The following is a 12,119-nucleotide window of genomic DNA, read 5'->3' on the forward strand; positions in this document are numbered from 1 at the left end:
GCGGCGATGGCCGCCCGCGCCCCGGAAGCGACAGGCTATAGGTGAGAAGTGACAGTCCATAGGTGAGAGGGGCACTTCGGCCCGGCACCTGACCGCCTGCGGGTCGTGCTCGACAGAACGCCGTCGTGGTGGCGCTCAGCGATGGATGCGGATTCGCCAGATGCTAACCGACTCTGATCGCACTGTGTAGTACACGAGCAGGTCGCGTGTGATCAGCCGATAAGCACGGGGGATCCCGCCAGACGGCTCGGACCTGAAGATTCTGGAGGAGCTCAAGGTTCTCCAGGCGCTTCCTCGCATCACATGTTCGGATGCTGAGCGCTGTCTCCATGCCAGGTGCGCCAGAGCGAGGCGTAGGAACCGTCGCGGGCCAGCAGTTCGTCGTGAGTGCCCAGCTCGGTGATACCCCCGTCTTGGACGACCGCGATGCGGTCGGCGTCGTGGGCGGTGTGCAACCGGTGGGCGATCGCGACGACCGTCCGGCCTTCGAGGACCGCGTTGAGCGAGCGTTCCAGGCGGTGGGCGGCCCGTGGGTCGATCAAGGACGTGGCCTCGTCGAGGATCAGGACCCGGGGGTCGGCCAGAACCAGGCGGGCCAGGGCCAGCTGCTGAGTGTGGGCCGGGTCGAGTTCAAGGGCACCCGTTCCCACCCGGGTGTCCAGTCCCTCGGGTAGGTCACGGATCCACTCCGCGCACTCGGTCGCCTCCAGCGCCGCCGAGATCTCTTCAGGTGTAACCGCGCCGTCGCAGGCCATGGCCACGTTGTCGCCGAGTGTGCCCCGGAAGACGTGGGTCTCCTGGGTCACCAGCACGACGCGGCGCCGCTGTTCGTGCGAGGGCAGGGTCGACAGGTCCGCGCCGCCGACGAGCACGCTGCCGGAGGTCGGCGCGTGAATCCCGGCGATCAGTTTGCCGAGCGTCGACTTTCCCGCGCCACTGGGGCCGACCATGGCAAGGCGTTCGCCCGGCCGCAGGGAGAGGTCGACCCCGGGGAGCACTTCCACGTCGGGGCGGTAGCCGAAGTGAACATCGCGGAGCTCGACCCTCCCGGAACCGGTCGATGCGCTGGTGGCCGGTGACGCGGCGGCCGCGCGCGGAGGCGTCGAGCCGGGTGGCTTGCTCCCCGCCCCGTCCGCGGCCGCCAGTCGGATGCCCAGCAGGCGGCGCATCGCGGCGAAGCCGTACATCAGGGCGTCCAGCTGCATGATGAGCCGGTCAAGGGGCTCGATGAGCTGGTAGACGAACAGCGTCGCGGCGGTGGCCTGGCCCAAAGTCACGATGCCCTGGGTGTACAGCCAGCCTCCGGTGAGGAACGTGGCGGCCACCGGGAGCCCGTATCCGAGGTCCAAGGTCGGATACCAGACGGAGCGGATCCACAGGGTGTAGCGCTCGGCCGCGTAGGCACGGCCGATGTTCCGGTCCCCGCGTGCGCGCATCCGGTCGGCGCGCCGCAGGGCCTCGACGGTGTGGGCGCCCTCCACGGTGTCGGTCATCCCCTGGACCAGGTCGCCGTAGGCGGCCAGCTCGCGTTCGTAGCCTGGTGTCGCGCGCCGCAGGTACCAGCGGGTCCCCAGCCAGAACACCGGCACCGCCGTGAGCGCGGGCAGCAGGAGCAGGGGGTGCACCGTCCCGACGGCCACGACCGTGAGGGAGCAGGTGACCAGCGCGATGATGGCCTCGGGGAGGCTGGAGCGCACCACGTACGCCAGGTGGCCGGCGTCGCGGCCGGTGCGTGTGACCAGGTCGCCGCTTCCGGCGCGCTCCACCGTCGCCAGCGGCAGGCGCAGCACCGAGCGCATGAACTCCTCGCGGAGTTCGGCGATGAACGCCTCGCCGAACCGGATCGACGCTGCGACCGATCCGTAGGTGAACACGGCGTGCACCACCATGGCGCCGGCGATCAGGGCGACCGTCGCGTCAATGCGCGCGGTGGTCGTACCCGAGCGGACCGCGTCGATGATGGTGCCGAGCAGCCAGGGCGCGGCCAGCCCCGCGAGTGCGGCGATCGAGTGCAGAAGGATAACGAGCGCCAACGTCCGCCCGTGGGCGCGCAGCGCCTCGCCCAGTCGCGCGCGTACATGAGCGCTGTCGGCGGTCGGGAGGATCGTGCGGTGCGGGGGGTGCTCCCCGTGTTCCCGGTGTTCCTGGCGTCGCTCGGGTGCCGTACCGGTGCCGGGCTCGGTGCCGATCATCTCTTCTCTCCTGTGCTGGCGGGGGCGGCCCGGCCGGTGTCGGGGCCGTCGCCGTTGACCGTCGCGGAACGCAGGACCGCCGTGCGGTAGCGCGGTTCCTCGTGCAGCAGGTCCCTGTGCGTCCCTTCGGCCACGACGCGTCCGCCGTCGACGAAGAGCACGTGGTCGGCCCGGTCCAGGAGCAGCGGGCTGGTCGTCAGGACGGCGGTGGTGCGCCCCTGGCGTGCTGCACCCAGGCGGGCCGCGATGGTCGACTCGGTGTGCGCGTCGACCGCCGAAGCCGGTTCGACCAGGATCAGCACCTCGGGGGCGGCGACCAGCGCGCGGGCCAGCCGCAGCCGCTGCTGCTGCCCGCCGGAGAACTCGCGGCCGTGGTCGGCGGCATAGCCGTCGAGCCCGCCCGGAAGCGCGGTGACGATGTCGTCGGCGCAGGCCGCGTGGATAGCGGCGTGCAGCTCCTCCTCCGTCGCGCCGCCGTCCGGCGACAGCTCCTCGCGCAGTACTCCGGAGAACAGCACCGCGTTGTTGGTACCGACCAGGATGCGCTCGCGGACCTGGTCCAGGGGGAGGTCGCGCAGGCGGACCGCGGACGCCTTCTCGTCCTGGTCTCCTGCTCCCGTGCTGCGCATGGTTACCTCGGCGTCGTGATCGTCGCGGTAACGGCCGAGCCGGTCGGCGATCAGCGCGGCCTGCGCGACGTCGGTGCACGCGATCCCGGTGAGCTGTCCGGACCGGACGGTGACCCCGCTGCCCGCGTCGTGCAGGTGGATGTCGCCCTCGGGGGCAGTCGCCGGGTGCTCCGGTTCGGGCAGGTCGTGGGGGAGGGACAGGATCTTGACGATGCGCCGCGCCGAGACGTGTGCGCTGATGATCAGGTTCGCCGACTTCATCAGGCCGTGGACCGGCAACATCAGATACGCGGTGTAGCCGTAGAAGGTCACCAGCTGGCCCGCTGTGATCCCGCCCGCGAGGGCGAGACGTGCGCCGAACCAGATGATCCCGGTGACCAGGAGCCCGGGGAGAAGCACTTGGAGCGCGCGCAGCCCGGCCGTCAGCCACCCGACGTGGACACCGGCGGCGCGGGCGCGCTGCGATTCGGCCGCGTAACGTGTCTCGGACATGTGCTCGCCGCCGATACCGCGCAGGACCCGCAACCCCGCGACGATGTCGCCGGCGCGGGTCGCTACCTCGGCTTGAAGATCACGCTGCCTGCTCTCTCGCTGGTGGAGGGGGCGCATCAGGGGGCCCGAACACAGCACGATCAGCGGCACGCCGATCAGGACGGCCAACCCCATCGGCACCGACGACCGCAGCACCAACGCGCTGACCAGGGAGATGGTGAGGAACGAGGCGAAGATGCGGGCAGCGTGCTCGAACACCTCCCCGATGTCGTCGATGTCGGTCGTGCCGACGGCGACGACATCGCCGGTCGGCAGCCGCCGCGCGAGTGTGCTGCCGAGCCGTGCGGAGTCACGCGTCACCACCTGCACGGTGCGGTAGGCCGCGTCGTACCAGTTGTACGCCTCGGCGCGGTGGCTCGGCACGATGAGCACCGCCATGCCCGCGCCCATCCCCGTGATCGCTCCCGCCCACAGGAGCAGCTGCCCCGGATCACCCGAGGTCAGGCCGTCGTCCACGGCCGCGCCGAAGACGGCCGGCAGGAGCGCTTGGAGCGAGAAGTAGACGGTGACGTAGGCGGTGGAGATGAGAAGGGCCCACCACTGCTTGCGCGCGAGCCACAGCAGGTACCTTCCGGCCGATCGATGGTCCGGGACGCCTGGGTCACGCTCGGGAAGGGCTCGCACAGTTGACGCACGCTATCCGTGCGCCTTCCGCCACCGCCACTGGTTTTTGCCCGGCCGACGGCCCGGAGGGCGTGGATGTCCTGCGCTGATCCGGGTCCGATGGCCGGGTGCGGCCGAGGAGGGAAAATCCCTTGTTGGCGCAGGACGGTCGGCCTATCTTTAGGCCGTGCAGCCGAGAACCAGTGCGGTCGGCCGAAAGCGGAGGCGTTGTATCGAGGCGGCCCGGCGGGCGCAGATCATCCAGGCCGCCACCGAGACCGTCGCCCAGGTCGGAGACGCACAGGCGTCGCTGTCCCGTATCGCGCAGCACGCGCGTATCAGCAAGAGCGTCATCTCCTACCACCTCGCGGGCAAGGACGAACTGCTCGAACAGGTGGTGGCACAGATCTTCGACGAGGGGTGGGCCCTCATCGAACCCCGCCTGGTGGCCGCACGCACCGAGGCGGAGCCCCCGCGCGTCTACATCGAGGTGGAACCCGACCACTGGGAATCGAACCGCACCCGATTCCTGGCCATGGCGTCCATCGTCGACGGCCACCGCACGAGCGACGGGAAACCGCGGTTCACCGACAAATGGGAGGAGACGGTGACGGTCGTCGAGGATCTCCTGCGCACGGGGCAGGAGAACGGGGAGTTCCGGGACTTCGATCCCCGCGTCGTCGCGGTCACCCTCCGGCAGGGGATCGGCGGTGCACTCGGCCAGTGGGCGAGAAACCCCGAGCTGGACCTCACGGCGTAGGCGGCGGAGTTGATCACCCTTTCCGAATGCGCGATTCGAAAGTGAGACCGAACCGGAGCGCCTTCCCGGAACATCCGAACGACCGCGGACGCCATCCGAGAGGAGAGACCGTCGTGCGAGTCGAACGACATCCGTCACCTGCTCTGCTCGAATCGGACATCACCGAGTACCGCGAGGAAGGGGTCGTCCGCGTCCCCCGTCTCCTCTCCGGTGAGTCCCTGATCCACGCCCGAGAGGCCGCGTGGGAGGCGTACCGGTACGAAGCCGAACCCTGGTGGGACGACAGGGGCATGACCGTCCTGCGGGGCGCGGGCGACTGGCGGTCCGACCGGACGCTGCGCGACCTGGTCCTCGGCCCTCTGGGACAGGCGGCCGCCGCCTTCGTGGGTGGACCAGTGCGCCTGTTCACCGGCGGATTCCTCTTCCTGGATCCGCACCGCGACACCCCGACCGTGCGGCACAGCGACGCTCCCTACGACCCCTACGACGCAACGGAGACGGTCACCGCATGGGTGGCCCTCTCCGACGTCCCCGAGGAACGGGGCTGCCTCTCCTTCCTGCCCCGCTCACATCGCGACCGCGGACTCGTGCCCGTCCTCCGCGGCCCCTCCGTCACCCTGCCGCTGGCCGCGGGCGACGGCGTCTTCCACAACGCCCGCACGGTCCGCTGGGCCGGCGGCAACACGACCGGAGAACCGCGCATCGTGGTGCTTGCGAGATACATGGCAGCGGACGCGACCTACAACGGCCGACCCGACGCGATCACCGATCCGCTCGGCCTCGCGGCCGGACACCCCCTCGGCGGAGAACACTTCCCCCTGATCAACAGGAGCCCTTCATGAGTGAACGGCACGCCGGCCCCCAGGCAGGCGGCCCATCCGGAGGCACAGGCGGGGCCCGGAAGGACGACGACGCGGGGCCCTGGCTCTGGGGCCTGCCTCCGTTCGCCAGGACCGCCATGTGGCGCGCGGCCCCGGGCCACCCGCGCGACGGGCGCCCCGACCTCGTCTGGCGGGTCGCGGCCGTCTTCGTCGCCATCACCCTGCTGTGGACCGCCATCGGGTGGACGGTCCGCGCCACCGTCGGCCCGGACTACAGCCTCCTCTCCCACGGGCTGTCAGCGGTGCTCACCAGCCTGCTGGTGATCCCGATGGTCGTGCTGGCCCGGCGCCACCTCGACCGGCGCCCGTGGAGCGGCCTCGGCCTCACCCGCCTGTCAGCGGGGTGGCGCCACCTGCTGCTGGGTATGGCGGTCTGGCTGGTGCCCGCCGGTTTCGGGACCGCCGTGTGCGTGGCGCTCGGCTGGACCGAGATCACCACGCGTGCCTCACCGCCCGAGGTCCTGGCCTCCACCGCGCTGCTGGCCGTCCTCGTCCTCTTCTACGAGGCGATCCCCGAGGAGCTGGCCTTCCGCGGGTACCTGCAGCGCAACCTGTTGACCGAGATGAGCCCGGGCGGCGCCGTGCTGGTCCAGGCGGGGCTGTTCTGCCTGTTCGGCAGCGTGGTGTGGGCGATCCTCGGCGAGCAGACCGTCGACGTCGCCCGATCCCTGATCCTCCTCGCGGCCGGGATCGTCCTGGGCTGTATCCGCGTCGTCAGCCGGAACACGTGGGCGTGCGTCGGCTTCCACCTTGCCTTTCAGGTCGCCGCGCAGATCCTGCTCACCCCGGCGCACGGCCAGTTCGCCGTCAGCGACCCGCTGCCCCTCCAGCTGGTCGCCTTCGGGTTCCTCCCGTTCGGCCTCGCCGTGCTGCTCTACCAGATCTTCCACCCCGCGCCGGTCAACTGGCGCATGCCGGAGCCTGACAGGAAGCCCTGAGGGGGACGGGCCTCAGGGGGAAGAGGTCGGTGCCGATGCCAGGTGGAGGTAGGCGACAAGAGGTCCAGTGTCAACTATCAGCATCGTTCTCGCCGATCGCCGTCCGGACGATGTCCTTGGCGCGTGCAGCGAGATCCATCTCGGGGCCGTCGAAGGACCTCAGAACCCGAAATCGACTTCGGGGGCTCTTGACCAGACGGAGCGCATGGCGCCGCAGCTCTTCAGCCTGCTCAGGTTCCAGGTGATCGATGAGCTCGTGGAGTTCTCTGTAGTCTCGTGCCGCCGTTATCGCAGTCTCCCTCTCCTCGCGTTCCGATGATAGTCATCGCGACCTAATCCGATGGGGAGATCGATGGGGTGGTCCACTGTCCTGCGCGGTCCTCGGCGCCGAAGCGCTCCTCCAGTTCCTCCGGTGAGGCGTCGGTGTCGACGCGGGACACGGGCATCCCCCGGGCCGTCGCGATGGCGCCCAGGCGGCGCGTCGCCCGGTCCCTGGCGTAGCGCCGCAGCTCGCCGTCGGTGAGGGCGTCCCTCGCCTCCCTCGGGACGAGCTCCTCGTCGCCGTGCCCGACCGCCTCGATCAGGTGCGGCATCAGCTCCTCCAACCGCTCCTCGGCCACCTGCCAGTTGGTGTCGTCGGCGGCCACGTGCCGTCGGCACGTGAACGTGCCCCACGCCATGTGACGGCGCTCGTCGTCGCCGATAAGCCGGATGATCCTGCGCATACCCGGGAAGATCCCGCGTGCCGCGCACAGGTGGTTCCAGACGTGGTACCCGGTCAACGCGAGCGAGCCCTCGATGACGTGGTTGTAGGTGACCGAGGCGCGGACCTGGTTGCGCGGGCTAGGGTCGCTGTCCAGCGCCCGCAGCGACGCCGGCAGCTCCTCGTAGAACAGCGCGCGGTAGCCGGGGTTACCGTCCACGAACGCGTGCAGGTCCTCGGTCACGCCCAGCGCGTCCAGCCAGATCCGGAAGGCCTGCACGTGTTTGGCCTCCTCAAACGCGAACTGGGTGAGGTACATCTCATCGCCGATGCGGCCCTCGGTGGCCATCGCCTGGATGAAGGGCCGGATGTCCTCGGTGACGGCCTCCTCGCCCGCCACGAACCCCGCGCACAGCCGCAGGACGCGCCGCCGCGCCTGGTCCCCGAGCCCCTTCCAGTCGTCGGCGTCCTGGCTCAGGTCGATGTCGGCGGGGTTCCAGAACTTCGCGTTGCCCTTGGTGAACAGCCGGAGCGGAAACGAGTCCCAGTTCAGACCGCCCGAACGCACGGAGTGGAAGCCGTCGCGGTACGGCTCGGCGGTGTCGGCGGGAGCGGGGGAGCTCGCGGAGTCGGCCGCGCCGGTGGGGCTGCCGGACGTGCGAGCGGGGTGATCGGCCATCAGGGTACCTCCGTAGGGGGTCCGGAGCCTCCAACATGCGGTCGCGGCCGCCGCGCTGTAAAGGGCGCATCCGAACCCCGCCCTATCAGCGCCGCTCACGTCGCCGGGAAACGGTACCGTCGTGGTGTGCCCCCCTCCGGGCGCACGGTTTGGTGCTGTTCGACTCTCGAACCGGGAGAAACGTTGTTCTGTGGCGATCTGAGCGGCGACAACTACACAGCGTGCGTCGCGCAGATGCAGCTCTTCGCTGTGGCCTCGCTGATCCCCGCGATGCTCGCGATGATCCTGATGGTCGCCGCCTTCGTGACCCCCGCGATGCGCCAGAGGCCCGAGCTGCGTGTGCGCACGCTCCTGTACTCGCTCATCGCCTGGGGGCTCGCCGGGTTCACCTACATCCTCGGTGGGCTGCCCTCGGTCTGATGCCGTCTGACGGCGCTGCGGCCCGGCAGGCTCGGGTGGACCCGCCAGAAGGGGCGGGTCAGATCTCCTCGCCCGCCAGGACGTCGCCGGCGTCGATGATGCGGTACGCGTAGCCCTGCTCGGCGAGGAAGCGCTGGCGGTGTGCCGCGTACTCCTGGTCGAGGGTGTCGCGGGCGATGATCGCGTAGAAGCGGGCGGTGCGCGCGTCGGACTTGGGGCGGAGCAGGCGGCCGAGCCGCTGCGCCTCCTCCTGCCGGGAGCCGAACGACCCCGACACTTGGATGGCCACGCCAGCCTCGGGCAGGTCGATGGAGAAGTTGGCGACCTTGGACACGACCAGGGTGCGCAGCTCGCCGGAGCGGAACGCGTCGAACAGCCGCTCGCGCTCCCTGACCCTCGTCTCGCCCTTGATGACCGGGGCGTCGAGCTCCGCGCCGAGCTCGTCGAGCTGGTCGATGTAGGAGCCGATGACCAGCGTCTGCTCGCCCTCGTGGCGCCGCGTCAGTTCGCGGACCACCGCGGTCTTGGCGGAGGTGGAGGAGCAGAACCGGTACTTGTCCTCGGGCTCGGCGGTGGCGTACGCCAGCCGCTCGGACTCCGACAGGTCCACCCGGATCTCCACGCAGTCGGCCGGGGCGATCCACCCCTGGTTCTCCATCTCCTTCCACGGAGCGTCGTAGCGCTTGGGCCCGATCAGCGAGAACACGTCGCCCTCGCGGCCGTCTTCGCGCACCAGCGTCGCGGTCAGGCCCAGGCGGCGGCGCGCCTGGAGGTGGGCGGTCATCCGGAAAATCGGGGCGGGAAGCAGGTGCACCTCGTCGTAGATGATCAGACCCCAGTCGCGGGCGTCGAACAGCTCCAGGTGGGTGTAGGCGCCTTTGCGGCGCGCAGCCATCACCTGGTAGGTCGCGATGGTGACGGGACGGATCTCCTTGCGGGTCCCGGAGTACTCGCCGATCTCGTCCTCGGTGAGGCTGGTGCGGCGCAGCAGCTCACCGCGCCACTGGTGCACCGCGACGGTGTTGGTGACCAGGATCAGCGTGGTGGCCTTGGCCAGCGACATCGCCGCCGCTCCGACGAGCGTCTTCCCGGCGCCGCAGGGCAGCACCACGACACCCGACCCGCCCGCGTAGAAGCCCTCGGCGGCCTCCCGCTGGTAGCCGCGCAGCTGCCAACCGTCCTCGGCGAGCTCGATCTGGTGCGCCTCGCCGTCCACGTACCCAGCGCTGTCCTCCGCCGGCCAGCCGAGCTTGAGAAGCGCCTGCTTGAGGTTGCCGCGCTCGCTCGGGTACACGGCCACGGTGTCGGGCTCGATCCGCTCGCCGAGCATGCCCTTGATCTTCTTGGCCCGCACGACCTCCTCCAGCACGGCCCGGTCGAGGGCGTGCAGCACCAGCCCGTGGGCGGGGTGGGAGAGCAGCCGCAGCCGCCCGTAGCGGTCCATCGTCTCGGCGATGTCGACCAGCAGCGAGTGCGGGACGGGGTAGCGGGAGTACGCGATGAGGGCGTCGACGACCTGCTCGGCGTCGTGGCCCGCGGCGCGCGCGTTCCACAACGCCAGCGGGGTGATCCGGTAGGTGTGCATGTGCTCCGGCGCGCGTTCCAGCTCGGCGAAGGGAGCGATGGCGCGGCGGCAGTCGTCGGCCAGGTCGTGGTCGACTTCCAGCAGCAGGGTCTTGTCGGACTGGACGATCAGGCAGGACACGCGTACCTCGCAGCAGGGATGGAGAAGGCGGGCCGAGCCTCGGTGCGGCCTCGCGGGCCAGGCCCGCCACCCAGGGTACGCGGGTCGGCTCGGACCGCGCGGCGGCCCGCCGCGGCGGCGGGCCACGTCCTGGCCACGGATGCACTGGCCGTCCCCGGTCCGCGGTCAAGGCCCGGGGTTTCCGCTCGGCCGGCCGGGCTCCCGGCGGTTCCCGGCGTGGCGATGGCGTCGAACGCGTCCGCGATCTGCCGCAGGCGGGTCAGGGCGCATCGGCGACGTCGGCGGCGGTTTTTTTCCGTCCTCCTCCCCCATCGCTGGCGAGGTACGTGGCAAGCCGCCCGATGCGGTCGACGCCCTTCTGGCCGGCCGCGCGCCAGGGGCCCGGCCGGTCAGGTGTCCGTGGCGATCGCGGAGGCGAAGAAGGCGGCGCCGATGAGGATCAGGCCGAGGTGGATCCCGTTGCTGATCCACGCGTACTTGGTGAACTTCCGGGCCTCGTCGGGGCTGGTGGTGCGCTTTCCGAGCGCGAGCGCCACCATGATGACGCCGATGACGTTGGTTCCCTGGCAGATCAGCATGGTGATGACCGCGACGACCATGGCGCCGATCAGGCCGCCCGTGCTCGGCGGTTCCCCGGCCGTCCCCGGGCCCGGGTACGGCCACGGGTACCCCGGGGGGTAGGACGGGGCCCCGTAGGGGGTCTGCGGGTGGCCCTGCCCCCATGCCGCGTCGGCCGGGCCGCCGGGGGGCGGGCCGTACCCGCCTGCGGGGCCGTTCCCGTACCCCTGCTGCGGGTCGGTCCACTGTGCGCTCATCTTCTACGGCCTCCGTCGAATCGTCAGGCGCTGTCCGTGTCGGGGTTCCGGCCCTGCCACCGTTGGACGGCTGCGGGGAGCGGACCGGTTGCGGCCGTATCCGGCCAGCCGGGTCACGCCGTTCCGACCGGGGCGAACATCAGGGAGACGATGATGACCACCAGGGCGATGTAGGTGAGGGTGCACGCCCAGGTGTAACCGATGTGGCGTTCGACTTCGGCCGGATCAGCGGTCTTGGTCAGCCCCATGACTCCGAAGACGATGCCGGGGATGTTCATCAGGAGGAAGAGCAGGGGCTCACCGATCACGAGAAAGACTATCGGGAACGCGAGCGTCAGGACCGCACCGACGAGAGCCGCCACCGCGCTGCCCACCCGCGCCGGAGGGCCGCACGGCGGAGGGCCGGGCACGCGCGGCGCTCCCGGGGCGGCCGGCGGCTCGAATCGGGGGTAGGGGCGCGCCGACGGGGACGACGGCGTCCAGGCCGTGGGCCCGCTGCCGGCCCGAGAGCCCGGTCCGGCGCCGCTGTCGGCCCCGCCAGCCTGCTCCCACGGCCCCGTCCCGGGGCGGGCGTCCCAGTAGCGTGGCGCCCGCGACCACTGCTCGTCCATCGTCTCCCTCCCGCTCACGGCGTTTCCCCCTCCCATTCCCGCTCCGTCGACGCGCCCGCGGGCCGCGCCGCTCACCAGTTGCGCACCGGGGCGACCCCCTCCACCCAGGAGCCGGCCTGGGTGAAGATCCACAGGGAGAGGACGAGCATCACGGCGAACATGACGGCGGCGGCGCCCAGGGAGTACCACGAGTAGCGGGTGAGGGTCTCGGCCTCCAGGTAGCGTCCCTGGTCGCGCTTGTGTGCCGCGCGGACCGCGAAGACGATTCCGATCACCCCGAAGATCCAGTTGGCGCAGCACAGGAACGTCATCGCGTGCAGGATGAGCGCCATGGTGGAGCTGCTCGCCCCGGTCGGCGCCCCCGCCGTGTACTCCCGGCCGCCGTCCCGAACGGTGGCGTCCCCTCCCCGCTGCCGGGCCTGCTCACGGTTGATCCGGTCGTCGTCCCGGGGGGAGGACGCCCCGGGTGGCAGCGACTGGTTGCTCATGGCGTTGTGCCGTCCCTCTCCGCGAATCCGTTGGCCGTGGCGCCGCCTGGCGCGATCGGAGCACCGGGCGACCGGTCGCGCGTCCGTTTGACGGGGGGTCGGGCGCGCAGGGGCGCCGTCTCCTCATGTGTACCGCCGCGGGC

At 70.9% G+C, this 12,119-nt stretch carries 11 protein-coding genes; 4 read left to right on the forward strand and 7 right to left on the reverse strand.

Annotation, left to right across the window (positions count from 1 at the left end):
• Positions 1-299: 299 nt before the first annotated feature.
• Both ABD259_RS02530 and ABD259_RS02535 read right to left on the reverse strand, forming a co-directional pair.
• A complete protein-coding gene (locus ABD259_RS02530; protein ID WP_344159913.1) occupies positions 300-2,192 on the reverse strand; it encodes an ABC transporter ATP-binding protein in 1,893 nt (630 codons plus the stop codon).
• Positions 2,189-3,997, reverse strand: a complete 1,809-nt coding sequence (locus ABD259_RS02535) for an ABC transporter ATP-binding protein (protein WP_344159916.1) — start codon at positions 3,995-3,997, stop codon at positions 2,189-2,191. The genes ABD259_RS02530 and ABD259_RS02535 overlap by 4 nt, the downstream gene beginning before the upstream one ends.
• A 166-nt stretch (positions 3,998-4,163) precedes the next feature.
• Here ABD259_RS02535 and ABD259_RS02540 point away from each other — a divergent pair, with 166 nt between their 5' ends.
• The 3 genes from ABD259_RS02540 to ABD259_RS02550 all read left to right on the forward strand — a co-directional run bounded on the left by ABD259_RS02540 (position 4,164) and on the right by ABD259_RS02550 (position 6,555).
• A complete protein-coding gene (locus ABD259_RS02540; RefSeq protein ID WP_344099414.1) occupies positions 4,164-4,736 on the forward strand; it encodes a TetR/AcrR family transcriptional regulator in 573 nt (190 codons plus the stop codon).
• A gap of 113 nt (positions 4,737-4,849) precedes the next feature.
• A complete protein-coding gene (locus tag ABD259_RS02545; RefSeq protein ID WP_344099412.1) occupies positions 4,850-5,578 on the forward strand; it encodes a phytanoyl-CoA dioxygenase family protein in 729 nt (242 codons plus the stop codon).
• Positions 5,575-6,555 carry a CPBP family intramembrane glutamic endopeptidase gene (locus tag ABD259_RS02550; RefSeq protein WP_344099410.1) on the forward strand — a complete coding sequence of 327 codons (981 nt, stop codon included), beginning with the start codon at positions 5,575-5,577 and terminating at the stop codon, positions 6,553-6,555. The genes ABD259_RS02545 and ABD259_RS02550 overlap by 4 nt, the downstream gene beginning before the upstream one ends.
• 332 nt (positions 6,556-6,887) lie before the next feature.
• Here ABD259_RS02550 and ABD259_RS02555 read toward each other — a convergent pair whose 3' ends face one another.
• Positions 6,888-7,937: a R2-like ligand-binding oxidase gene (locus ABD259_RS02555; RefSeq protein ID WP_344159919.1), complete on the reverse strand. Its 1,050-nt coding sequence runs from the start codon at positions 7,935-7,937 to the stop codon at positions 6,888-6,890.
• A gap of 183 nt (positions 7,938-8,120) precedes the next feature.
• Between ABD259_RS02555 and ABD259_RS02560 the strand changes: the two genes are divergently transcribed.
• On the forward strand, positions 8,121-8,357 hold the full coding sequence (locus ABD259_RS02560; protein ID WP_344099406.1) for a hypothetical protein: 237 nt from the start codon (positions 8,121-8,123) through the stop codon (positions 8,355-8,357).
• Between the two features lie 58 nt (positions 8,358-8,415).
• On the opposite strand, the gene ABD259_RS02565 is transcribed toward ABD259_RS02560, so the two are convergent.
• The 4 genes from ABD259_RS02565 to ABD259_RS02580 form a co-directional block, all read right to left on the reverse strand.
• Positions 8,416-10,062 carry a DNA repair helicase XPB gene (locus ABD259_RS02565; protein WP_344099404.1) on the reverse strand — a complete coding sequence of 549 codons (1,647 nt, stop codon included), beginning with the start codon at positions 10,060-10,062 and terminating at the stop codon, positions 8,416-8,418.
• Between the two features lie 389 nt (positions 10,063-10,451).
• Complete coding sequence (locus ABD259_RS02570; RefSeq protein ID WP_344159921.1) at positions 10,452-10,877, reverse strand: hypothetical protein; 426 nt, start codon at positions 10,875-10,877, stop codon at positions 10,452-10,454.
• Between the two features lie 113 nt (positions 10,878-10,990).
• Positions 10,991-11,506: a hypothetical protein gene (locus ABD259_RS02575; RefSeq protein WP_344099400.1), complete on the reverse strand. Its 516-nt coding sequence runs from the start codon at positions 11,504-11,506 to the stop codon at positions 10,991-10,993.
• A gap of 53 nt (positions 11,507-11,559) precedes the next feature.
• Positions 11,560-11,976, reverse strand: a complete 417-nt coding sequence (locus ABD259_RS02580) for a CD225/dispanin family protein (RefSeq protein WP_344099398.1) — start codon at positions 11,974-11,976, stop codon at positions 11,560-11,562.
• Between the last annotated feature and the right edge of the window lie 143 nt (positions 11,977-12,119).

Origin of the sequence: Nocardiopsis rhodophaea (assembly GCF_039530945.1) — a bacterium.
Taxonomy (GTDB): Bacteria; Actinomycetota; Actinomycetes; order Streptosporangiales; family Streptosporangiaceae; genus Nocardiopsis_C; species Nocardiopsis_C rhodophaea.